The sequence below is a fragment of the Roseburia intestinalis L1-82 genome, from assembly GCF_900537995.1.
In the GTDB taxonomy this organism is placed as follows: domain Bacteria; phylum Bacillota; class Clostridia; order Lachnospirales; family Lachnospiraceae; genus Roseburia; species Roseburia intestinalis.
In genome coordinates, this window is the sequence record NZ_LR027880.1 from 3029810 (window position 1) to 3053769 (window position 23960).

At 42.2% G+C, this 23960-nt stretch carries 18 protein-coding genes and 1 pseudogene; 4 read left to right on the plus strand and 15 right to left on the minus strand.

The features are described from left to right. Window positions 1–74 precede the first annotated feature (74 nt). On the minus strand, window positions 75–2783 hold the full coding sequence (locus RIL182_RS14385) for a M64 family metallopeptidase (protein WP_044999545.1): 2709 nt from the start codon (window positions 2781–2783) through the stop codon (window positions 75–77). Between the two features lie 712 nt (window positions 2784–3495). Between RIL182_RS14385 and RIL182_RS14390 the strand changes: the two genes are divergently transcribed. Continuing rightward, a complete protein-coding gene (locus tag RIL182_RS14390; RefSeq protein ID WP_006859135.1) occupies window positions 3496–3873 on the plus strand; it encodes a TnpV protein in 378 nt (125 codons plus the stop codon). 65 nt (window positions 3874–3938) lie between these two features. Here RIL182_RS14390 and RIL182_RS14395 read toward each other — a convergent pair whose 3' ends face one another. After that, entirely contained in the window at window positions 3939–4703 is a 765-nt protein-coding gene (locus tag RIL182_RS14395; RefSeq protein WP_015560288.1) for a class I SAM-dependent methyltransferase, read from the minus strand. A 368-nt stretch (window positions 4704–5071) separates the two neighbouring features. Then, a complete protein-coding gene (locus tag RIL182_RS14400) occupies window positions 5072–6265 on the minus strand; it encodes a transposase (protein ID WP_243128698.1) in 1194 nt (397 codons plus the stop codon). A 311-nt stretch (window positions 6266–6576) separates the two neighbouring features. Between RIL182_RS14400 and RIL182_RS14405 the strand changes: the two are divergent. Further along, a pseudogene (locus tag RIL182_RS14405) lies at window positions 6577–6897 on the plus strand (tyrosine-type recombinase/integrase); the annotation flags it as partial. A 171-nt stretch (window positions 6898–7068) separates the two neighbouring features. Here RIL182_RS14405 and RIL182_RS14410 read toward each other — a convergent pair. The 8 genes from RIL182_RS14410 to RIL182_RS14450 all read right to left on the minus strand — a co-directional run bounded on the left by RIL182_RS14410 (window position 7069) and on the right by RIL182_RS14450 (window position 15148). Beyond that, the gene (locus tag RIL182_RS14410) at window positions 7069–7347 is read right to left on the minus strand and encodes a hypothetical protein (protein ID WP_006859396.1); all 279 of its coding nucleotides are present in this window, start codon (window positions 7345–7347) and stop codon (window positions 7069–7071) included. Between the two features lie 24 nt (window positions 7348–7371). Beyond that, window positions 7372–7815, minus strand: coding sequence for a tyrosine-type recombinase/integrase (locus RIL182_RS14415; protein ID WP_006859397.1), 444 nt, complete (start codon window positions 7813–7815; stop codon window positions 7372–7374). 375 nt (window positions 7816–8190) lie between these two features. Beyond that, window positions 8191–8628 carry a hypothetical protein gene (locus RIL182_RS14425; protein ID WP_006859399.1) on the minus strand — a complete coding sequence of 146 codons (438 nt, stop codon included), beginning with the start codon at window positions 8626–8628 and terminating at the stop codon, window positions 8191–8193. Beyond that, a complete protein-coding gene (locus RIL182_RS14430) occupies window positions 8588–8848 on the minus strand; it encodes a DUF3990 domain-containing protein (RefSeq protein ID WP_006859400.1) in 261 nt (86 codons plus the stop codon). Before RIL182_RS14430 ends, RIL182_RS14425 begins: the two co-directional genes overlap by 41 nt. A 17-nt stretch (window positions 8849–8865) precedes the next feature. Continuing rightward, a complete protein-coding gene (locus tag RIL182_RS14435) occupies window positions 8866–9696 on the minus strand; it encodes an AIM24 family protein (protein WP_006859401.1) in 831 nt (276 codons plus the stop codon). Between the two features lie 253 nt (window positions 9697–9949). After that, on the minus strand, window positions 9950–13750 hold the full coding sequence (locus tag RIL182_RS14440; protein ID WP_134523387.1) for an HAD-IA family hydrolase: 3801 nt from the start codon (window positions 13748–13750) through the stop codon (window positions 9950–9952). A 260-nt stretch (window positions 13751–14010) separates the two neighbouring features. Next, entirely contained in the window at window positions 14011–14277 is a 267-nt protein-coding gene (locus RIL182_RS14445) for an SGNH/GDSL hydrolase family protein (protein WP_006856870.1), read from the minus strand. A gap of 1 nt (window position 14278) precedes the next feature. Further along, entirely contained in the window at window positions 14279–15148 is an 870-nt protein-coding gene (locus tag RIL182_RS14450) for a LysR family transcriptional regulator (protein WP_006856869.1), read from the minus strand. A gap of 137 nt (window positions 15149–15285) precedes the next feature. Here RIL182_RS14450 and RIL182_RS14455 point away from each other — a divergent pair, with 137 nt between their 5' ends. Continuing rightward, complete coding sequence (locus RIL182_RS14455; protein ID WP_044998937.1) at window positions 15286–16650, plus strand: MATE family efflux transporter; 1365 nt, start codon at window positions 15286–15288, stop codon at window positions 16648–16650. Here RIL182_RS14455 and RIL182_RS14460 read toward each other — a convergent pair. The 3 genes from RIL182_RS14460 to RIL182_RS14470 are packed head-to-tail and all read right to left on the minus strand — an operon-like array spanning window position 16610 to window position 21179. Then, window positions 16610–18598 carry a RecQ family ATP-dependent DNA helicase gene (locus RIL182_RS14460; RefSeq protein ID WP_044998935.1) on the minus strand — a complete coding sequence of 663 codons (1989 nt, stop codon included), beginning with the start codon at window positions 18596–18598 and terminating at the stop codon, window positions 16610–16612. The genes RIL182_RS14455 and RIL182_RS14460 overlap by 41 nt on opposite strands. A gap of 16 nt (window positions 18599–18614) precedes the next feature. Continuing rightward, the gene (locus tag RIL182_RS14465) at window positions 18615–19997 is read right to left on the minus strand and encodes a sodium-dependent transporter (protein WP_330573271.1); all 1383 of its coding nucleotides are present in this window, start codon (window positions 19995–19997) and stop codon (window positions 18615–18617) included. 57 nt (window positions 19998–20054) lie between these two features. Beyond that, window positions 20055–21179 (minus strand): MFS transporter, encoded by a 1125-nt coding sequence (locus tag RIL182_RS14470; RefSeq protein WP_006856922.1) that lies wholly within the window; start codon window positions 21177–21179, stop codon window positions 20055–20057. 270 nt (window positions 21180–21449) lie between these two features. Between RIL182_RS14470 and RIL182_RS14475 the strand changes: the two genes are divergently transcribed. After that, complete coding sequence (locus RIL182_RS14475) at window positions 21450–23051, plus strand: sensor domain-containing diguanylate cyclase (protein ID WP_006856867.1); 1602 nt, start codon at window positions 21450–21452, stop codon at window positions 23049–23051. Here RIL182_RS14475 and RIL182_RS14480 read toward each other — a convergent pair. After that, the gene (locus RIL182_RS14480; protein WP_006856866.1) at window positions 23048–23959 is read right to left on the minus strand and encodes a hypothetical protein; all 912 of its coding nucleotides are present in this window, start codon (window positions 23957–23959) and stop codon (window positions 23048–23050) included. The two genes, RIL182_RS14475 and RIL182_RS14480, sit on opposite strands and share 4 nt — an antisense overlap. Window position 23960 lies beyond the last annotated feature (1 nt).

Here is a 23960-nt window from a genome sequence, read left to right on the forward strand (position 1 = left end):
GTCAACTGATGGTTGCAATTCCCGCAATTTAGGCATTTTCCTGTATTTTTTGATTCAGGAACTTTTTATCACTCTCACAAACGACCGCCCACTGCAAATTTAGAAAAGCTCTTTGTTGTAAAGTTCACTGTCTGTTTCTTAGAATCATAATAAGATTTTGAAATCTTTTTGACATTTCCTTTTTTGCTGATGGTGTATGCAAAAAGATCTTTCTTTTTTTCTTTCTTAGAAATCTTATAATGGATCTTTACGGTAACCTTTCCCTTTTTCAATTTTCCTAACGTTTTTTTCTTTGCACCTGTAACCGAAATTTCATACATTGGACGTTTTTTGACAATTTTACCTGCCTTTGAAGAAAGAATGCGTTTATCTAATTTCTTAACATGAAAATACACATCTGAATTCATCTGTTTTTTTATTTCTTTTAAGGCATTGCGGTCCATGATAACTGCAACATTTCCAAATTCCAATTGCAGTGCTTTTGCCTCTTTTTTGATAAGGTAATTAATCGTTGATTTATCAAGTTTTAAAACCTGTTTTTTCCCTTTCCTGGATTTACATTTTATTGTGACGGTCTTATTCTTTATTGTTTTATCTGTCTTGCTTTCAAGTTCTGGCACAGGTGTTACATTTGGAACCACTTCTGTTTCTCCCGGATTCGGCTTCTCTGGTGCCGGTTTTTCTGGTGTTGGTTTCTCCGGTGCCGGTTTCTCCGGGGTCGGTTCTTCTGGTGCCGGTTTCTCCGGGGTTGGTTCTTCTGGTGTCGGTTTTTCCGGGGGAATCAATGTCCCTCCCCCAGTTTGTGACTTCTTTTCTTTCACAGTAACCTGACAGGCAGCTTTACTCCCCGCATAGTTTGCATTACCGTTATATCTGGCAGTAAATAGATACGTCTTTGTCTTGTTCGGAAGCGATACCGTCCACTGATCATTTTCCTTCTTAACCAGTGTAATGCTGGAATCATTGCAAGTAATATCCACCGGTTCATCTGCGCTGATTCCCTGTTTTAAAACTTTAAGTGTTACGCTGCCAGCGCCCTCTAATCCCTCTGGTGTTGCAAGAAGATTTAATTCTGTAACCGCTTTTGTAATTTCCAAAGTTGCCTCTCCATAACAGGATTTTGCAGAATCAGAAGATGCCTCAAAATAAATGGTATATTTTCCTGCATCCGTATAGGCAGGAAGTTCTTCGATCGTATAAGGACCGTCCGCATTCATACTATAACGAAGCTCCACACCTTTTCCTGGCGTAATATCAAATGTATGGGGATTCGAATCATAAGGTACTATAACCGGGTTTACCGTACACTCTGCAGGATCCTTATCCTCCATGGAATCATTTTTCTCCTGATAATAATAAGTAATATCCATGCTGCTTTCCGTGATCTTTACCTTATCCTGATCCAGACTGTTTCCAATACAGGTATAACCGGCTAATTCCGGATTTCTTAAGGTATATGTAGAGTTTTGCGGTACATATACAATGGATGTTTCTGTATTCGGAATATTTTGTTTTGTTCCATCTTCTGACTTTAACTGGTAATGAATATTTACCGTGCTCCATGCCTGATTCGCTGTTTTATCGGTAGCTAAAACTTCCTGCGTATCCATGTCCACAATTTTTCCATCCAGTCTGTCACCTTTTGTCAGACCATACACATCATGAAGTACAATGGAAAGAGACTCTCTTGCAGCATCCGGGTTATATGAATTTGTAAGGGCAGGAATGGTAAATTCTTGTTCTTCACTATATTTTACAGTTATGCCATCTGCACCAATAATGCGAAAACTCATCTTAAGATGTTGTTCTTTATTTACCATATTTTGCACTACCGTGCGAAATTCTAAATCATCATCATTGGCTTTCGTAATGTTAGACTCGGTAATCCTGTATTTCTCACTATCCCTGTCAAGTGTCGCCGTTTTGCTGTGAGCAATGGAAACTTCCGGATCACTGATATAAAGAGCTGCCGGTCTGCTGACATAATCCGTATTATTGAGTTTTCTTGCCAGTTCCATCTTGCAGACCTCGCAAAACGGCTGTCCAAGCCTTCTCATCATACATTCACGGCTGGGCGCAAATGCGGTATCCGTTCCGGCGGTAGTGATTCCGATTCCACGAAATCCTAACATTTTACTCCACTTGATCGTATCTGGATTCGCTGTATCGGAAGTATTTGGTTTATTGGTGTATCTCTCATATTCATCTCCCAGTCTACCTATACTATGGGCGATTTCATGAGCCATGGCTGTTCCATCACTATTATCCTCAGAATTTGTAGAAAAAGAAAATAATGGATTTACTGATGCACCATAGCTTCCTGTATCATTACAAAGTATATGAATCGTTCCAACATTTGCACCTTCATCCAGATAATTTTCTTCCAGTTCCGTTCTTAACGCTTTCGCCCTTTCATCCCCGCCATTGGTAAATCCGGCTGCCTTTCCATATACTTTGACATGAAAATATGTATCCGGACTCTTACCGCCATACACTCCAATGCCTGGCTCGTTAGAAACTGCCTGCACAGCGTAAATATTAATACGGTCAGAATATTCCCTATATGGTGACCATGTCAGCATTCCACGCGCCTTTTGGGTGGCATCTTCCAAAAACTGATCCTGCTGACCGGCGGTATAGCCATCTCCCATGATCACGATCACAAAGTTTTCTTTATCATCACCAGTCTTATGAATTACCTGAACCGGAAATGTGGTTTTGGATTTTTCTGTATTTTTTGCCATTGCTGTTTGTGGCAAAAGCAACAATAATAATAACATCATATAGATACATACTGCTTGTATTCGTTTTATTTTTCTTTTCATATACTTCACCTTTTGTTGAATGAGATTTTTCTTCGCTATCAGATTTTTCACGCAGTTTCCTCGGAATTGCGCTTGATGCCGTCCACAATACTCATAATCCTTCTTGCCGAATCCATATTAATCTGCAAAAGGAGGATTTTCTTATGCTTACAACGGAACTTTTTATAGCCATTATCAGCTTATGCATTACCTGTTTTAATCTTGGTTATACCGTTGGTTCTAAGAGCAATGACAAAACACAAAAATAACCGCCCCATGTCCTGCCAGACCAAGCGGTTATTTTTTACCAATTATCTACTGGGCTAACCGTCTATCGGCAGCACCTTTTGATATTATATTAACATTCCACCGCTTTTATGTCAAACATATATTCTATTTTTAATTATGCTCATTTCGTCGATAAACTTGAATTTGAAAACCACAATTTTATAAGTGGTTATTAACCCTCACAGGGTTTTAATAAAATCCTCCAAAAGCCTTGAAAATAAAGGGTTTATCGCAAAATGCTCACCTTAACTTATTATACGGTTTCACACTGTTTTATTCTTCCCTTGGAAGCTGATAAGGGCAAACACAAGGGCAAGAAAATCTGATAACAAGATATAACAGAATGTGGCAATCTGAGAACTGTGGCATATGTGCGAATATATTATACTGGAGGATTTATTATATGGACAAGTACATTTTTGATGAAATCAACGGCTTATGGTATGAATTGCAGGAAGATTATTATATCCCTTGTCTGATACTTTCCGAAGAAGAAACACAGCCTATCGGCTTATGGGGGCAACACCACAAGCAGTACCTAAAAGAGCATAGGCACATCGTTTACACCACAATGTTGATTGAGGGAACACTGAACCGCTATCTTGCAGATATTAACCAACAGGCGGAGCAAATGTTCCACAGATTGATTGAAGAAATGGCTCAAAAGCAGGGTGTGACAGAACAGTTAAAAGCAAAACAGCCTATGGAATGGATAGGATTGATGAATAACATACAGGCTTGTGCAAGAGAGATTGTGAATAACGAAATAATTTTTTCATAGGATTAATGATACGAGGGCGAAGATGCTTCTACACATCTTCGCCCTTGTTTTTTTATAGTCAATTTTTATTTCGCCTTGCGTAGTACCAATAAAAAACGATGAATTTTTCCTTCAATACAACCATTTTTCTCTAAAATTTGTTGTGCATACAGTAATCTGTTCTTGCAATTATCTACAGAGAAATTAGGAAATTCCCACTCTATAATATGCGCAAACCAAACAAGTGCACCTATATCAAAAAATTTGATTGGTCTGAAGCATTCCTGTCCATCCAAAATGTCAAAACCTACATCACAAAATCGTTTTTTAACTATATCAAGATACTGTTCTGGAAATGGAAGTTCAGTTTTCCCTAAGAGAAGTTCCACTAATTCACGGTCATTTTCAGCCCCAACCTGTTCAGTGATAAAAATTCCTCCACATTTCAAAACACGATGTATTTCTTTGGTATTAAAATCACCGTGACGATTAATGACAATATCAAATTCATAATCATCAAATGGCAACATATCCTTTCCATCACCTGCACGAAAATCAATTCCGAGAGGGAGCAAGGTTTCTTTGCACAGCTGAATATTTGGGGGATAGGCTTCGGTTGCACTTGTTTTTACATAAGGATGGCGGAGAGATAACAAGAATTCACCACCACCAGTATCTATATCCAGCAGTTTCATTTCTGGTTTTAAGTAATCCAGTATGATGTTTTGATAATTCCAAGGCAAGTCCGTTTCTTCCGTATATTTTCCCTCGATGTGAGAAAAATCCCATCCGTGGATATGTGCAACACTTTCTTCTCTTTTCCAAATGTCTATCAATTCTTTTTCTTTCATCGTAACTACTCCTATTTTGAATATTTTTGTTTTGTACATCAATTATAGGCGCAGCCAACTGACAACATCATAAAATAAGCTCGATACAATCTGTTGCCAGATTTACAACTGCACCGAGTAGTTACCTCGAATAAGTCTCATTGTGTGAGTTCACCGCCTTTCGAATTGCTTTGTTCAGTATATCACTTTTTGAACAAAAAAGAAAGTATCCTTAAAGTGATACAGGGATTTCGCTTTTAACTTTTTTATCTATGCATTTTTATAAATAATCCAGTTATCAGCATTCCATCTGCGGTTACCCTTCGTTCCTGGTCAATACGCGCAAAATTCCCCCTGCTTTTTCCCTATATATTTTTTCTGCTGATTTTCTATCCGCCTTTTTCACATAAAATCTGTTTCACTTTTTCTGTTAGCAGCTCATCGCAAAAAATCCGGTTTATGCTCTTTCGGCTTATACCACTTCCTGCAAAGTTCCGGCTTCTTCGGTACAAATATAACTCTCTTACATTAAAGCCTATGATTATCAGATTAAATATGGTTTCAACCGCATCTCGACAGTAACAGTGCTTTGCGTGGTAATACGTTTTCAATTGATGGAAACCATTCTCCTCAATGTCCCACCTGCGGTGCATCATTTCCCATAAGACTCGGTAGTCTGCCGCTTCCAGAGTCGTTACAAGCCACATGAAACGCTCTGTTTCTTTTCCATTTTCTTCCCACTGCTCATGATACCGCACCACACGCAGTTTATATGGACACCCTTCCATCTTAAAACCAGAAAGATCCCATACTTCAATCTTCTTTTTCCCTTTCCAGAAAGATGCCTTTTTTCCCTCATCCTGTTTGAACAGACGCTCTGCATCCTGAAAAATCATTCTTCTTTCGTCTTTCAGGCGTATCACCCCTTCCAGACCATTTTCCTTCAGAGTGTTGATAAATGGAGCATTCAGATATAACGCATCCGCCACAATCACATCCGCAAAATGTCCATGCCGTTTCTTCAGCCGCTCAATCAACCTTTTTCCGCCTGTCAGTTCTCCTTCGTCTTTCCCAGAACCATCCCTTGGTTTTAACATTTCCTGCCCCAGAATTACGTGTGGCGATTTACCTATAATCATGCACACCACACTCCGGTAAAAGTATTCGGTTTCCCCTGTGTGTTTTTTTCGGCTCAGACAGTTCGGACAGGATTTTTTTGTACTGCTGAATAATTCCACACCATCGAGACCTGCCACAACATATCCGCCTATCGTTCCTTCCCGGAATACCCGGTTACGTTTTATGATATCAATCATTTCTTCATGTATGCTGCGTATTTCATCCGGGTTTATTCTGGAGAGAAGGTCGCGGACTGCATCAACTTTTGGAATCCTTCCACTGATACAGTTTTTCAGTCTTTTCGACATGCTTTCAGGGGCTGAAAAAATGGTATGGAAACTTTCATACTGCAGCATCAGAAAAAGCAGTACCGGCATGACAATGTTAAACAATGGAATAGATTTTCTTTTTCTTTCGTCCGTTAAACACTTGATTTTTTGCGGGATTTTATATACACTCTTCATATAAGTTAGCAGTTTCTTCAATGCTAATTTTTCATTCAGGACACCTTCTTTCGTATGTTTTGTTCCATAACATAATTATACAATAAAAGGTGTCCTTTTTGAGTGATTATACAGAAAAAAACAGTAATTTGATACCCAAAATTGATATCCCCTGCTTTGCCTGGAATTCACAGGCAGAACAGGGGCTTTTATTTTTTAAAGCGAAATCTCTGAAAGTGATATATTTCAAAACATAATTCTTGCCATTGGTTTTCAGTCAAATTTGTCTATGTAAGACCGCAAGGCAGGTTGCCCTGCGGTGCATTCCGAGAACAGAGGAAGTACCCGACGGGTACAAGGAAATATCCTTTGTCTGCCTGAGATCTGACGGAGCATACGAGTCACCGAGTACAGTTGGTGTTATGACAAGGTCGGCAAAAAAGAAGCTGGAAGGATTTGAAGATTTCCATTTTCATATGCCGAGACACACATTCACCAGTAATCTGCTCTCCAATGGTGCAGCACCAAAGGATGTGCAGGAACTGCTTGGACACGCTGACGTAAGTACCACAATGAACATCTACGCTCACTCTAAAAGGGAAGCGAAACGAACTTCCGCAAGACTGCTTGATAAGGTGGTCGGGGAAGCCTAAACAAAAAATTTCCCTTGTTTCGGCTCATAAGGGCAAAAACAAGGGAAAATACATAAGGAACGAGTATTAAATTGCTGATTTTCCTTGAAAATACAAGGGTTTCGGAGGATTGATTAGATAAATCCGAATTTATGGGATCAGATTGTAAGATAAAAAGCCTTATTTATTCCCTTAAAACCCACCCTTTTGATATGCTCTGGCAATAATATAGGATGGTTCATAATATGCGCTACAATTATAATTATCTATTATATCACAAATATCACTATTATAAACCCTATATATTTCATCAACATAATTTTCATTCCAAAGAGCCGTATCAACAATCAATCGCTGATATACTTTCCCCATCTGTATTACTGACGGGATCTGGCTCACTAATTCTTTATTCACATCCGAAATATCAAAATCGCCATTTTCTAATTGGTAAGTTTCAATCCAGTTTTTCATCTAAACTTTCCTTCATTCACAAGTCTATGCAATATACTTTCGATGCGACGCTTTCACATTATTCTGGTTTACGATTGCATACTGCATTGTCGTGTCTATCTGAGAATGTCCCAAAATTTTCTGTACCTGTTCTATCGGCATTCCCTTATCAATCGCCCTCGTTGCCATCGTTCGCCGGAACTTGTGCGGATGTATTCTCTCCATGCTTATTTTTCTGCCAAGCTCACGAACCCGGATTTCCACACCGCTGATTTTTAATCTGTCATATGGAGCATCTAAAGTTGTAAATAATGCAGGATTATCGTCATGACAGCTATTAATATTTAAATATGTTTCATTAGATGTCTGCTCTCTCTGCGGTGCTTCACTGGATAAATTTTTAAGCAGCACTTCCTGTAATTTTTTCGTCTGTGCAATGCTCAAAAAATCTGCCATTTCATTTAATATGCATACTAATTTTTCATCCATGTTGGTACTCTATTCCTTTCATACCAACATCCTGCCCCAACATAACTGTCAAAATTTTATTTTTTCGTTTTACAATTTTATAAAACAAACCTATGCAATTTTAAAAATCACATAGGTTCTACATCATTTTAAGCCAACTAATTTTTTTATTGCTTCTTCATCCCAATTATCATTTGCCCATACAAAATATTCTGTTTTTCTCTTCTTAAAAATTCTATATGGAACAGACGTATTATCATAGATATGCATTACATCTGCTATCTCAACTAATTCAGGAATAAGTTTTAATGCTAACGAATAAAATATCCTTTATATATAATTTGCTCATTTTATTCTAGCGTTTTCTTCAGATCGACGTTACTATCCAAATTTAATTTATAGAATTGTATTTTCCAAGTAGCACTCCAGCAAATAAGATGGATTTTCATAATAAAGGCTGCTGTTATAATCATCAATCTTTGCACTGAGAAAAGAATTATATACTTTTATCAGCGCATCCACGATACCAATTTGTTTTTCCTGTGCCACCTGTTTGATCAAACGTTTGTATACTTTTGCAATATCCCAATGCGAAGGAATCGCATATCTGCAATCCGCTACATTATCAAATGTTCCATCCGGGATTTTCGCTTCTTCTATAAAATCTTCGCATACCCTGTCAATATTGTCACAATGATAAACATCTGCCAGATCATAGATTTTCTGCAGCCAGTCTTTACCAAGCCAGTTTACAATATCAGCTCTCTTATTTTTTGTTTTTCTTGCAATATAATCAATCAGACCACATACAAAAAATAAAATCCAGCCATTCATCTGTCATCTCGCGAAATTCTTTGATGTTTAAATCCTGATTTAAACGCACGTCATAAATCGACACAATTTTTGCATCATAGCGTCTTGCCCATCTCTGCGCCTGTTCTTTTATGATCGTGCAATAAAAACCAACGCCAAAATCTTTTATGTTGCGTCCTACGCAGATTTCCGGGTCTTCAACGGGTGTATAACCACCATGATAAACTGTCCTTTTCGCCATAATGTCTACTCTTTCTTCTACTCCGCCTCATGCATCTCCACTCCCGGCTTTGCCTCCACCGTATGTGTTGCCTCATAGAGTGACGCCGTCGGTGCGACCGGGCTCATGAGCACTTTTCCGGTTCCGCGGTACACATTGACGAATCCTTCACCGCTGACTGCCGAACCCACAAGCGTTTTCGTCGATCTCTCCACAGTAAATTCCAGACCAGAGGACCAGCAGACTGCAAGATTTCCGTCAATTTTTAATTCATCATTGTCAAGTTCCACCTCAATCAGTTCTTCATACGGCACGTTACTCTCCAATGCTGCGACACCTTCCCCGACCAGACTTAAGTTGAAAAATCCTTCTTTGCCAAGCACGGTCGATGAGATTGTTTTCCGCGCCGTCAGCTTATTTTTTACGGTTCCGGAACAGGCATAAAATATGCCATCCTCAATCGTCATGCCCTTTTCACCCCAGGATCCGACATCCACTAAGATCAGATATTTATAGGTAGGTTCTAACACCAGAATGCCGTTGCCGACGTATTCCGGTTTGACTGCTGTCTCCTTTGTGATCGCACCTTTGACCATCTTGCCGACAAAATCACCGACTCCCTTGATCCCTGTGGTTGCTTTCACATGACCTGCCATCCACTGCATGCTGCCCGCCTGGATAATGGCAGACTCTTTTCCGTTTAGTTCAATAACGATCTGGCGTCTGCGGACACCCATTTTACTCATAAAGTACTCATTTCTCGCATTTTCCGGCGCAACGGAGGCGTCTGACTGATACTCTAATACATGAAAATTTCCAAGACTGCTCACATATTTTCTTGCGTTGTTTTCTAAATTTTTTATATTCATTTAAACTCCCTTTCCTGCGCTGCTTTCTAATGAAAACAAGTTTTGCACACTGATCTCCTATTCTTTCTTATCCGCTCCATTATAAAACAAACCGCTTTTCTGATTCAATCAATATCCGTATCATGTTTAAATCTTCAGTTGTAAAGTCGTTACTGTTCACTCGTACCTCGTTCCAGTAACGGATTTTGCCGATGCTTCGCATTCCAAATCGGCAAAATCTGCTGCCACCACTGTATCATACGGCATTTTCAGTTCAGAAAATGCCTGCCTGTGAACAGTAGCGTAAAGTCAATGTTCTCTGGTAGATCTCAACCAATTTTTCACGGTTCTTTTCGCTGATAAAATAATAATCGCTCTGACTCCCCTCTGCCATGATATAAGGTCCAAAAGTCCGTATCCCACAAAACAGCACGGTTCCTTTTGATGCTACGGCAAGCCCGTATCCCTTTTCCGATATTACAAGCGGCATTCTTAACTTTTTTCCTCCATGGGAAATATATTTTGCTTTTGCTGTCACATCCATAAAATCAGCAGCAAGCAGTCCCTTTGCTTTCAAATGTTCGGACTTTTCCCAGTCAAAAAATATCCAGTTACATCTGCCTTCCTGAAACCTTGGCTCCTCCGCTTTTTCCGCAAGCAACAGTTGCTTTTTCTCATTGTAAAAACAGACCGCTCCATTATTTTTTGCAATGCGCACGGTAACTTTTTCCGTTGCAATTTCCACCAGCGTTTTGGATTCCTTTGCACTCCATGAAAATGCTGTATCCGCCTTTCCTTTCCATGCTGTATCGCCAATTTTTTCCGTGACACCCTTCACGAAACTGACCCGGATCACCTCCGGTGTGATCGGTGTGATGCGTAAAAGTCCGTACATACTGGAAAGTTCCACATAGCTTTTTGTCTTTTTGATCCATTTGATGGCAAAATTGTTTCGGGAATGGCCTTTAACACGGAGGATCGCATTGTCCGGGATCGCGCCAAATTCGTACGGAGACAGGATGATTTCCTCCGTATGGTTTTCTTCGTTTTTTCCAGCGCTGTCTGCTGCTTTTCTGACTGGCGCTGCCACAGCTCTCTTATAGGCAGATGCCATTTTCTGCCCTGTCAATGTTTTTCCTCTTGCCTCAGCCTCATTTTCTTTCCCCTGCGGTTTAATGACAATGCGCTTCGGACCGATATACTCGCGCTCTGCCATATCCTTTGCGCCCTCGATCCTGCGCTGCTGTTCGATCTCTTTTTCCGTGTGCTGCACCCGTTCAAATTCCGCTGCTTTTGTCAAGGTTTCTGCCGCAAACTCTTTCATATGTTTTCCTTCCTGGACTTTGTCGGCAAGGATCCCGGTCAGTTTTCCACGGTACAAAACCACAAGTTCATGCAGTGCGCGGGTCGCAGCCACATACAGAAGTTTGACATGCCCGTTATCCGACGGGTATTTTTCCTGCGTCGGATCAAACAGCAGCACAGCATCAAATTCAAGTCCTTTCGTGTAGGAGACAGGAAGCACCATGACGCCATCCCCGAACTCGGCTTTTTCCAGATCTGTTTCTACAATTTTTACATATTTCTTTAGTTCTTCCGCAACCTGTGCCGCTTCCGCCTCATCACGACAGATCACAGCGATCGTCTCATAACCGTCCTGCTGCCATTTTTTGATCGTGGTGACGGTATCTGCCAGCAATTTATTTTCATCCGGACATGCCACCGTCTGCACCGGATTTCCGTGACGGATAATCGGCTCTACCGGATAAATGGAAAAGTCTCCATGGCGCAGGATCTCGTTTGCATACTCTGAAATCTCCACCGTGTTGCGGTAACTTTTCCTAAGAAGTCCAAACGCATCGAAGATCCCGGTCAAAATCAGTTTTTTCAACTCTTCCCAGTCGTTTAAACCATACTCAAAATGAATATTCTGGGATGTATCACCCATGATCGTGTAAGTACAGCCATACAGACAGTAATGCAGGCATCTGTATGACATCATGCCAAAGTCCTGCGCCTCATCAATCACTACATGGCTCGCCTCACGCACCGGATCCGTCTCTTTGATCCTCTTGTAAATATATGCAAGCGCCGCAAGATCATAGACATCAAACGAGTTTTCCGGCACATCGACTTCTTTTCCTGCCTCCTGCTGCGCAAGTAAAAATTCTCTGTAAAAAGTAAATACAGATTCTCTCCATTTTCCATCCCCAAAATAAGACGCGTATTTTTTGTCTAAAATCTTTTTCTCTTTTGGCGGAAAAGTCACGGACTTCCCGGAAACCTCATTTTCATATTTTGCATACAAAATCTCATTTAACATGAGTATCTTGCTCTGCATGGAAACTTTCGGATTATTTTTTAAATAACGTCCGATCTGCTCCTTTGATAACAGGAGATTTCCAGTCTTTTCCATATAAATGTCTTCTTTTGCGATCGACTGATTCTCATAGTTCTGGCAGAATTTTTCTAAATCCAGAAACCACGCCGTGCCGCCCTTGATGCTGTTTTTTGCATCTGTCTTGTCGATATTGTGGTAAGAAAACCGCGTCTCGTCCCAATCCTCATACAAAAGGCGGATGAAAAGCTGCTCCATCGTCATCTGACGGATTCCATACACATCAAGTTCCGGCAGAACACTTGTGATATAATTCAAAAGAATCCGGTTGCTTCCTATAATATAAAAGTCCTCCGGGCGGAAATCATCTTTATAATTATATAGAATATAGGAAATACGGTGCATCGCCACTGTCGTTTTTCCGGAACCGGCGACACCCTGCACAATGATGTTCGTTTTCGGCGAACGGCGGATAATGAGGTTCTGCTCTTTCTGGATCGTCGCAATGATCTCGCCCAAAACTGCCTTTTTATTTTTGGCAAGGTATTTTGTCAGCAGTTCATCGTTGGCGACCACATCCGAATCAAAGAAATCTTTTAACCGGTCATTTTCAATCTCGTAAGTGCGCTTGCGTTTCAGATCAATCTCAAATGTCCCCTCAGAGCTCACGGTATACTGGCATGTTCCCATCCTGCTCTCATAGTATACTGATGCAATCGGTGCCCGCCAGTCGAGCACGACCGGATCAGAGCTGCTGTCCGTGATGCCGACTCTTCCAATATAATAAGCCTCATCCGCTTTCGCCTTTGGATCCCTGAAATCAATGCGCCCAAAATACGGCTTCTTACGCGCCTTTTCATAGCGCACCAGTTCCCGTTCATCCTCCTTTAACCGCGCGGTTGCATTGTTCCAGAGTGCCAGTCCTTCCTTATCCTTTGCATCGTAGACTTCGAGGAGATCGGCAAGATCTTCATTGATCTTCCGGATATCTTCTTTCGCATGATCTAAATTATCCTGCGCAATCTCTATGATTTTACTGAGCTGATGCTCCTCGTCTTCCTTTGTCAGACCAGGGAATTTCTTAAACAGCTTTATGATCTCATCTAACGAATCCACCCTCGCTGCCAGCTTCCCACGCAATGCCTCATCCGGTTCGGTCTGATCCGGCACCATCACAACATTACAGCCTGCACCATAAGCACTGCATACACCGTTTGGGGAATCCTCAACTGCGATACATTCCTCCGGCAAAAGCGCAAGCTGTCTGCATGCATACTGATAGATATCCGGTGAAGGCTTTCCATGTTCCACCATCGTTGCACAGATGATCTGATCAAAATAACCGTAAAGACCAAGCTGCTTTAAATACTGTTCCGTACGCACCTGATCTGTCGCCGTCGCGATTGCACGGCGAATACCCTGTGCCTTTAAATAATCAAGAAGTTCGATTGCACCTTTTTTGATTTCAATTCCGTTTTTCTCCAGATATTCTCCCATAATCTGTTTGCGGTAGTTTCGGATCGCAATATAATCCAGATCCGGATCATGAAACATTTCTTTTAAATGCTGTGGTGCATACGGCTGTCCGAGTGACCGCATGGTAAGTGCCTGCTCGTCCGTCATCTCATATCCAAAATGCGCTAATGCCTTTGGCCAGAACATGCGGTAATATTTTTCCGTATCGATCAATGTGCCGTCCATGTCAAAAATTACTGCTTTTATCTTTTTTATATTCATGTTTTTCCTCTTCTATCCCGAACCATTACCTCAATTATACAACAACCGGCTACATAAATCCCAGACAGAACTATTGTCGTGAATTAGAATATTTTAACACATTTATTTTCACACGACAACGCTATTTCGAATGGCTGATACATTCTGACGGATGGCAGAGCCAAAATCTTTTGAAAATGATTCTTTTCGCATACGAAACTGTCACAGAGGAAGCAAAAGACTATGTATCTTTATGACCTGCATACAAGACAAACTATATTTCAGACGTTCCATCGTGGCTCTTTTGCATACCCCATAAACAGATCAAAGATCGCACGGTAGCCTTCTTCCTTGATATGCATTCCCTCAATCGTATACTCTGCTTTTAGATTTCCATCCCGGTCTTTTAACGGATCATTGATATCTATATATTTTGCATGATGTCTTTCCGCAAGCTCCTGCACTGCCTTATTTGCCATCGCATTTTTCCCCGGTACCACTTCCTGATTCAATTTACTGTAACGTGCAATTTTTTCTTCTTTCGTCATGTTAATCCTCCTCGAATTCCATTTCCTTAATAAATGCTTCCACTTCTGCCGGCAAACGTTCCTCGCGCCATGCTAACAATATCTCGGTTGTAAGATCAGCGTCCGTAATGCCATAAACACTCATCGAGTCAGACACACGCATGGACTCTGGCAAAATTGCCACTCCAATCCCTTTTTCTGCAATTGTCATCGCTGTTCTTGCATCCTCACATTCATAATAGATATCGCAGGTCAGTCCAACAGCCTCAAACGCTGAAATAATATAATTCCGATACCGGTGTGATAATATCAGATGTTCCTTTGACAATTCTCTCAAACTAATCTGTGATCCATCCTTTTTCCTGAATCCCTCTATTCCCTCATATCCATCTGCTGCCACGGCAGCCAGTTTTTCCCGAATCAGCCTCTTTGTCTTACAACCGTTCAGCGTGATCGGCGTACGCAGTGTTGTGATATCTATCATGTGCTTTTCTAATTGTTCTTTTAAATTGAATGTCGATCCCTCATGAATATCAAAATGAATCCCCGGATATTGTTTTGAAAACCTCTCAATATATTCTGACATCATCAGAACCGTAGATGGTGTAATACCAATATGTATCGTTGCAGACTGGCTTGCCTTGACCACCTCACGCTTTGTAACATCTAACATTTTTAAAATGCTGCCAGACCTTGCATACAACACCTTTCCAGCTTCTGTCAATGTAATTTTCTTTGTTCCACGAAAAAAAAGCTGTACATTAAGTTCTTCTTCAAGCATTTTCATCTGATAACTGACCGGTGGCTGTGTCATTTTAAGAACTTTCGCAGCACCACTCACCGTTCCCTCTTCCACCACTGCACGAAAATATTCCAACTGTCTGATTTCCATGTTTCCCTCTTCTCCTGTTTTTGTCAGTATATATAAAAAATATTGTTTTATGATATAAAATAAATATTTTTTATATATTATAATTTATGCTATACTGGTTTTCAAGAATTAAATTTTTCACAAAAATGAGGATTACCATGAAACGCATTGATTTTGAAAACGGAACCGTAACTGAAAATATATTAAGCGCTGCCCTCCCTATGCTTGCAGCTCAGATTTTAAGTCTGCTCTATAACATTGTAGACCGCATTTATATTGGTCGTATCCCGAATATCGGGACCACAGCGCTTGGTGCTGTCGGACTTTGTTTTCCGCTTATTATGATCATCACGGCTTGCAGCAATCTGTTCGGGAGCGGCGGCGCACCGCTTTTTTCGATCAACCGTGGAAAAGGTGATAAAGAACAGGCAAACAGGATCTTAAATACCTCTTTTTCCATGGTATGTGCCAGTGCACTCCTCCTGATGGGAACCGGTCTTCTCTTTGCAAAACCGCTTCTCATTCTTTTTGGTGCCTCAAAAAATGCTCTGACTTTTGCCAGACCTTATATGATGCTGTATCTGCTCGGTACACTTCCATCCATGATTGCTACCGGCATGAACCCTTTTATCAATGCACAGGGTTATTCCACAACCGGGATGTTTTCCGTGGCAATCGGTGCAATCGCAAACATTCTCCTGGATCCGCTCTTTATTTTTACCTTCCATCTGGGCGTAAACGGTGCAGCGGCCGCCACTGTATTGTCACAGATTTTATCTGCACTGTTTGTGTTTCATTTTCTGCGCCGCAAAGCGGAGATCAAAGTCCGCCTGCTTCGAAAAAATGAACTTTCCTCCTGCATTCCTCTCGCGAAAAGTATCATCAGCCTCGGTACATCCGGTTTTATCATGCAGCTCGCCAACAGTCTCGTCTCCATCTGCTGCAATCATGTACTCTCCGTCACCGGTGGCGATGTGTACGTCTCTGTCATGACAATTGTCTCAAGTGTCCGCCAGATGGTGGAAACTCCGATCTATGCGATCACGGAAGGTTCCTCCCCAATCATAAGCTACAACTATGGTGCCCTCCGCCCCGCGCGCGTCAAAAAAGCCGGCATCACGATGGCTCTTATGGCGCTCGTCTATACCGGCCTCATGTGGAGCGTGATCATTCTCGCCCCGGAATATTTAATTAGTGTTTTCAGTTCGGATACAGCACTGTCAGCAGATGCCGTTCCCGCATTAAAACTGTATTTTGCTGCATTTATCTTTATGGATCTGCAGTATATCGGTCAGACTGTTTTCAAATCTTTAAACAAACGGAAACAGGCGATCTTCTTTTCCCTGCTGCGCAAGGTGTTTATCGTTGTACCGCTGACCTATCTTCTGCCATACACTTTCCACATGGGAACGGACGGCGTATTTCTTGCAGAACCCGTATCAAATGTGATCGGTGGCAGTCTGTGTTTTATCACAATGCTGTTTACGGTTCTGCCGGAACTGAACCGGATGGAAAATCAGTAAAATATGCTTTCAGCTCCGCCACGATCATTTCCTGACTCTCCCTCGTGTGGATCAGTGCATAATAATGCCCGCCGCCAAATTTTGACCGTCTTTCCTCTTCGCATATTCCCGCTGCAATGCCTTTTTCGGTCACACGTCTGATGCGGGTTTCGTCCTGTTCCTCTTCCTTCAAATAGCCTTTTTGTACGAGCAGATCATTGACAAAAGCAGCCGTCAGCTTTTTGCGGTCTTTTTCCTCACAGAGCGCATTGATCCGGTCGGTCAGTTCCGATACCATGCAGGCATCGGATAACGTTACCTGATCTAGTTTTTCCGGTGCAATATAAAACGGCTGTTTCTTTTTTCTCGCCGGAGCTTTCGACACAGTCTCTACTGTCGCAGCTCCTTCTGTCTTTCCTGTCGTCATATTTTTTACTTCATGTGTCTGTAAAAACATCCGGATGATCTCTGTAAAACTTTCCCCGTAGCTTGCAATCTTCTGTGCACCCATTCCGTATACATCCGCCATCTGTGTTTTATCTGCCGGACATCTGGCACACATATCTTTCAACGTCTTATCGGAACAGATGATAAACGGCGGCACACCCTGTTTTGCAGCAAGTTCTGACCGGCATTTGCGCAGTTTCTCAAACAGCTCCTGCCCTTCTTCCGTTAAATCTGCAAGTTCTGCTGTCTTTTTCTTTGCACGTCCGGTCTCGATATAATTTTCCTCCGCCTCGTCCTCTGTCACAACACAGTTACTGCATTTTTCACAGATGCACGGACTGTGATCCCCAAAATAGTTCAGGATATACTGGCGCAGACACTCATCTGTCTCACAGTAGTGAATCATCTGATTCAGTTTCCGCTGTTCATTTGCCCGGACTGCCGGATCTCCTGCCGTATAACCGCCCTCTGATGCCTTATAGTCAAGCAGCCGTTTGTTGATCATGATATCCTGTTTGGAAAAGAAAAGCACACACTCCGCTTCCTCCCCGTCGCGCCCGGCTCTTCCCGCCTCCTGGTAATAATATTCAAGGCTTTGCGGCATATTATAATGGAGAACATAACGCACATTGGATTTGTCGATCCCCATTCCAAATGCGTTGGTTGCAACCATCACACGGATCCTGTCATAGGTAAAATCATCCTGACTCTCTTTCCGTTCTTCCAAAGAAAGCCCCGCATGGTACCGCCCTGCCAGAATGCCGTGCTGCAATAAAAGTTCACAGACACTATCCACATTCTTTTTTGTCGCACAGTAGATGATCCCGCTCTCATCCTCATGCCTTTTGACATAATTTAAAATACTGTTGTCCGTCTCTTTTCCACCTTTTCGCTTTACGACACGGAAGAAAAGATTCGGCCGGTCAAATCCGGTCACGACAGTCACCGGATTCTGCAGGTGCAGACTTCCCGTGATATCCTGTTTGACACGCTCGGTCGCTGTCGCTGTAAATGCGCTGACCACAGGGCGTCTCGGCAGTCTTGCAAGAAAATCTGCAATCTCTAAATAGCTTGGCCTGAAATCCTGTCCCCACTGGGAAATACAGTGTGCCTCATCCACTGTCACCATCGAAATGTCTGCCCGGCATGCAAAATCTAAAAAACGCATGGTATTTAACCGCTCCGGCGCGACGTAGATGATCTTGTACTGTCCCTGTGCCGCATACAAAAGCGCCGCCCGGATCTGATTTTCCGTCAGTGAGCTGTTGATGTATGCCGCATGTACGCCTGCCTGGTTCAGTGCCTTGACCTGGTCAGACATCAAGGAGATGAGCGGTGAGATCACGATCGTGATACCGGGCAGCATCAGTGCCGGAACCTGATAACAGAGTGATTTTCCGGCGCCGGTCGGCATGATGCCGAGGACGTCGCTGCCATTTAAGATGCCTTCCATCAAGTCCTGCTGACCAGGCCGGAGGGTGTCGTATCCAAAATAGTGTTTGAGTGTCTGATATAAATTCAAAATTTGTTTCTCCTTTTTACATTGCTATCCAGCCAAATGCATTTGCCACGGAACTGATCAGTATGATCAGTGCAAAGACCGGGCACAGATATTTGATCATCACAATAAAAATCTTTTTCCTGCGGAATGTGCTCTCTCCGTGCATGATCTCCTCTTCCATCCGCTTCATTCCGACGATTCTCGATACAAACAGGCTTGTGAGCATTGCCGCAATCGGCATCATCACAGAGTTCGTCAGAAAATCAAAGAAATCCAAAAACTGCATGCCGATAATTTTAATGCCTACTAACGGTCCATATCCCAGTGAAGATAAACTTCCAAGCGCGATCATGATCACTCCGACTAAAACCGTTGCTCTTCTTCTGCTCCATCCCAGCTCATCCTCAAAGGTAGAAACCGCGCTCTCAGTCAATGCGATAGAACTTGTTACTGCTGCAAACAGTACTAGCAGGAAAAATAGGATTCCAACTACTGTCCCAAATCCCATATTCTCAAACACTTTTGGAATCGTAATAAACATCAATGCCGGTCCCGCCTGCAGAGTATCCGGGTCGCCGCCCGAAAATGAGAACACCGCCGGAATGATCATCAGTCCCGCCATAATAGCAATCGCCGTGTCAAACACTTCCACATTTCTTGTGGAATCTTCCAGTGATGTTTCTTTTTTCATATAGGATCCAAAGGTAATGAGGATTCCCATTGCAATCGACAGCGAATAAAACATCTGTCCCATCGCCGCTACCACCGTCATCCAGGAAAAGTTTTTCACATTTGGCACAAGAAAATATTTTACTCCCTCCATGGCGCCCGGTCTTGTCACGGAATACACCGCAATCAGGACGGATAACACGATCAGTATCGGCATCATAAATTTCGATACACGTTCGATTCCGTTTCGCACCCCTGCGTAAATGATCGTCAGAGTGAACAGACAGAACAGGATAAAACAGAGTTCCGTGGATACTCCATCTGAGATAAACTCCGAAAAATATCCGTCTGCCGCCAGCATTTTTCCATTTCCCCTGATATACTCGATCAGGTATTTGATCACCCAGCCGCCGATCACGGAATAATACGGCACGATCAATACCGGGATGATCGCATTGATCCATCCACCGGCTGACAGCCATCCGGCTTTTCCAAATGCCTGAAACGCTCCCACCGGACTTTTCCTTGTCATGCGTCCAAGTGCCGACTCAGCCATGATCATCGTATATCCAAACGTCAGTGCCAGTAAAATATAGATCAGAAGAAAAATCCCTCCACCGTATTTTGCCGCCAGATATGGAAATCTCCAGATATTTCCAAGTCCTACGGACGCACCTGCGGCGGACAGTACATAACCCAGTTTCCCGGAAAAAGAACTTCTTTTGTTGTCGTGTGTGTGTAAATTGCTCATATCTTTTTGTTCACGGTTTGTGAAACAGTCTCCCTTCATTTTTTGTTTTCTTCTCTATTACCGCACCAGCCGGAATGTCTTTTCCACCATGAAAAACATTAACACAATGAAAATCAGCACATAGACCGGCAGCAGTGTGATGGAAATATGATTTGCGATCAGTCCAAAAACCGGCGGCATAAATGTAGAGCCGACATAAGCACTCGCCATCTGGATACCGATGATTGCCTGGGAATTTTTCTCTCCAAAATTTGCCGGTGTTGCGTGAATGATCGATGGGTAGACCGGTGCACATCCAATCCCCATCACGACAAGTCCTGCCAGAGCTGCCGTGTCAGACGGAATCGGCAGAAGTACTGCAGCACAGCCAGCCAGTAAAATAGTTGTGCCAAGCCTGATCATCTTATGATCACCTAATTTTTCCGTCACAAATCCTGCCAAAAATCTTCCGAGCGTGATACCGCTGCAGAACAATGCCGCATATGCCGCCGCACGCTCCGCAGAGATACCTTTTGCACCGACCAGATAACTGCTTGACCAGAGGATCAGTGTAGATTCCAATGCACAGTAAGAGAAAAATCCAAGCAAGAGCTGTGGTACGCCTTTGATCTTCACTGCACCGCGTATTCCAATCACCTCGTGCTGCTCTTCCTGCTGTTCTGCCGTTTTGTTGACTTTCCAGACCGGAAGTGTCACAAACAGAATCATTGTGATCCCCATCTGAAGAAAAGATACCATGCGGTAACCGTTCTGCCAGGATGAGGTGGTCAGTGCATAGCTCATTATGTACGGGCTGATGATTGTTCCCACGCCCCAGAAACAATGCAGCCAGCTCATATGTTTTGATGAATAATGCAATGCAACATAGTTATTGAGTGCCACATCGATAGCTCCTGCGCCAAGTCCATACGGAATCGCCCACAGGCACAACATGTAAAATGCGCTCGACGTCGAAAAACCAAACAAGGCAGCTGCCGTTAACAGGACACTGCATACCGTAACGATCTGTGTTCCAAATTTCTTTGTCAGGCGTTCCGACATTAAACTTGAACAGATCGTCCCTGCAGAGATGATCATTGTGACCAGTCCCGCATAGGACAGCGGCACCGAAAATGCCTCATGCATGATCGGCCATGCCGAACCAAGCAGAGAGTCCGGTAAGCCAAGACTTATAAATGCCATGTAAATTAACAGTAATAATAGTGTGTACATTTTTTGCTCCTTTATTTATCCAATTCGCCGTTTGCCACTTATACAAGTATCTTGACTCGCTTCGCCCGGCAGTCTTATTATATCTTGAAGCAATGCTTCATGATCATGATCTACACGAGCTTCGCCCGGCAGTCTTATTATATCTTGAACGCCATCAAAAATCCACGCAATATTATAGAATATTATCCCATAACATGGTAAAATAAAGTAAAAATATTATTTGTGGAGATCTGATCATAGATGAACTTAAGACAAAATAAAGAAAAAAACGCACAGCAAATGTTGACAGGCGTAATTTTGACATTATTTATCATGCTCCTGCTTTGTACCATATTTACAAATCAGGATGCAGCCTCTGTAAGCAAACTCAAAGCACGTCAGCCTGACAAAATACAATACCTGGATGATGGAATGGTACTGCTTAGTTTTAACATTAACCGCAATGAAAACAGCAGAGGCTCACTTGTATTTTTTACCTCACATCAGCATGTGACCGTTTTTACTAAAAACAACGTAATATACAATTTGGATGATTCCGGTGGAATATGGGGGCATACAACAGGAAATGTCTGGAATTTTGTAAAACTGCCGGCATATACAGAAACAGTCATAGTCAGGCTGAAACCCTGTTATCCGGAAACAGCCGGTCAAATTGAACAATATTATATAGGAACCGGAAATGAAATCTATACAGGCATATTGCGTCAGTCTATGCCCACTTTTATAGCGAGTGTATTTATTCTGTTAGCCGGTTTTTTTATCACGTGTTACTGGGTGTTTATTCACAACAGCAGCCATATAGACGGAACTCTTTTTTATCTGGGGATATTCTCCATATTGCTTGGACTCTGGGCCACCAATGAGACAGATGTTTGTTCTCTGATGCTCCTAAACAGAAGATCATCTGCTTTTGCTGCTTTTATGTTTCTGACGATAATGCCTATCCCATTTTTGATGTTTGTAAAGAGCTTCCTTGAGATCAATGATGATAAAATCTGGAAGATCTTCTGCAATCTGTGTATGCTTCAGACAGTTGTCTGCAGCTTGCTGCACTTTACCGGATTCTATGAGTTTCGAAGAAGCGTCTGGATCACTCACCTTTCCATTTGTATAGTGCTGATTTATCTGATCACAGTTATCATATATAAAATTATAAAAAAACAGGCTGACCAGAGACTGAAAGTCTGCATGGCAGCTCTTGCCTTCGTCGTCATTGCAACTATTGTGGATATTGCCGGTTATTACAAAACAGGAAATAATTCCGGAATTTGGGGAAGATTATCTTTCCTTGTATTTATTATAATCCTCGGTTTAGAGTCCGCAAGACAGGCTGTCGCCAGTTTGAAAAAAGGGCGCAGGATAGAGGAACTCGAACAATTTGCACTGAATGATTCCATGACAGGATTTTACAACAGAAATGCCTATGACTACTTTATATATAATGAAAAGAATATTAAAAATTATATGGTGGTAACGTTTGATCTTAACAATCTCAAGATGTGCAACGACAACTACGGTCACAGTTCGGGGGATGCCTATATCATTCATTCTGCACATATCATAGAAACCACTTTTGATCGGTTTGGCAAATGTTACCGTATCGGAGGCGACGAATTCTGCTGCCTCATCCCGGATGCGGCAGAATTCCAGATAGAACGTTTTATCCAAAAGATGCAGCAGGATATTGCGATACTCAATAATAAAAATATCATTCCAACCGAAGTTGGAATCGCATGCGGATATGCGTTAGCCACACCGGATGATGCCGACATAGAAAAAGTGCGTGAACGTGCAGATGAGATGATGTACCATAACAAGAAAGTGTTAAAGGGACTTATTTAAAAAAGATCCAGCATATTATCCAGATATATCTCCTCTCTGACCTGCAGCTGATACTCAGGTTTTGTCATATAATAGAGCAGAAACTCCAGAATCAGGGCGCTGCCAAGTCCCCTGCCTTCGATTTTAAAATTGGAAAATCCCATCGGCAGATAGCTGTTTTTCATATCATCCACTCCAATAAACCCGGGATTTTCCATTGCCTTCGAAAAACGATAGCCATTCCCTGCATCCGCAGCTGCACAGCGGTGATCCGGACCATTTTCTCCAAGGTTTTTGCGGCTGACAGCTTCATAACAGATTTTCCTGTCCCCGCAGCCAAACCAGCAGCATTCATTACATAAGAATTCCACTTTGTCTTTCTGTGCCCCTGTCAATGTACTTAATTTATCAAAAACCTTATTCAACCGGAAATCCGGTACGACATAAAGAAACTCTTCCCTGTTTACTTCCCTTACGAACTGCTCAAAATCCGTCAGAACCTTGGTGGTGGAGGAAACAAAATAAAATCCCGGATAATTTTTTTTCAGATATTCCAGCAACAGGTCCGAATAGATAATGACACCATTTCTGACACCCTCACTTTTCTCAAATAAAGTGCAGAGATGATTGCATTTCTTATCCCAAAGATGTTCCTGCCCAAGCAGGGAATTGCTGAATGTAAGCCGCGCTGAGATTCCGTATTCCTGCATCAACGCAAAAACCTCCTGCGGATCGTGATCCCCGAACGAAGTACGGCCTCCACCCCAGATACAATCTGACGGAGCACCATAGACAGAGCCTATCTCACACCAGTCGTAAAAGTATTCTCTGTGTTCCCGGAATAATGGCAGAAACACATGGTACAATTCATAAAACTCAAACAAACCCGGAAGATGGTAGTATGCTGTGTTCTTTTTTAATTGATTCATG

Excerpts from the sequence above, each read along its gene's own strand:
- RIL182_RS14410 (WP_006859396.1), bottom strand. The coding sequence starts at position 7,347 with ATGAAAAACTGGATTGAAACTTACCAATTAGAAAATGGCGATTTTGAT.
- RIL182_RS14455 (WP_044998937.1), top strand. The coding sequence starts at position 15,286 with ATGAAACGCATTGATTTTGAAAACGGAACCGTAACTGAAAATATATTA.
- RIL182_RS14395 (WP_015560288.1), bottom strand. The coding sequence starts at position 4,703 with ATGAAAGAAAAAGAATTGATAGACATTTGGAAAAGAGAAGAAAGTGTT.
- RIL182_RS14425 (WP_006859399.1), bottom strand. The coding sequence starts at position 8,628 with ATGAATGGCTGGATTTTATTTTTTGTATGTGGTCTGATTGATTATATT.
- RIL182_RS14415 (WP_006859397.1), bottom strand. The coding sequence starts at position 7,815 with ATGGATGAAAAATTAGTATGCATATTAAATGAAATGGCAGATTTTTTG.
- RIL182_RS14445 (WP_006856870.1), bottom strand. The coding sequence starts at position 14,277 with ATGACGAAAGAAGAAAAAATTGCACGTTACAGTAAATTGAATCAGGAA.
- RIL182_RS14470 (WP_006856922.1), bottom strand. The coding sequence starts at position 21,179 with ATGGCATTTATAAGTCTTGGCTTACCGGACTCTCTGCTTGGTTCGGCA.
- RIL182_RS14465 (WP_330573271.1), bottom strand. The coding sequence starts at position 19,997 with ATGAGCAATTTACACACACACGACAACAAAAGAAGTTCTTTTTCCGGG.
- RIL182_RS14435 (WP_006859401.1), bottom strand. The coding sequence starts at position 9,696 with ATGAATATAAAAAATTTAGAAAACAACGCAAGAAAATATGTGAGCAGT.
- RIL182_RS14430 (WP_006859400.1), bottom strand. The coding sequence starts at position 8,848 with ATGGCGAAAAGGACAGTTTATCATGGTGGTTATACACCCGTTGAAGAC.
- RIL182_RS14400 (WP_243128698.1), bottom strand. The coding sequence starts at position 6,265 with ATGAAGAGTGTATATAAAATCCCGCAAAAAATCAAGTGTTTAACGGAC.
- RIL182_RS14450 (WP_006856869.1), bottom strand. The coding sequence starts at position 15,148 with ATGGAAATCAGACAGTTGGAATATTTTCGTGCAGTGGTGGAAGAGGGA.
- RIL182_RS14480 (WP_006856866.1), bottom strand. The coding sequence starts at position 23,959 with ATGAATCAATTAAAAAAGAACACAGCATACTACCATCTTCCGGGTTTG.
- RIL182_RS14475 (WP_006856867.1), top strand. The coding sequence starts at position 21,450 with ATGAACTTAAGACAAAATAAAGAAAAAAACGCACAGCAAATGTTGACA.
- RIL182_RS14385 (WP_044999545.1), bottom strand. The coding sequence starts at position 2,783 with ATGATGTTATTATTATTGTTGCTTTTGCCACAAACAGCAATGGCAAAA.
- RIL182_RS14440 (WP_134523387.1), bottom strand. The coding sequence starts at position 13,750 with ATGAATATAAAAAAGATAAAAGCAGTAATTTTTGACATGGACGGCACA.
- RIL182_RS14390 (WP_006859135.1), top strand. The coding sequence starts at position 3,496 with ATGGACAAGTACATTTTTGATGAAATCAACGGCTTATGGTATGAATTG.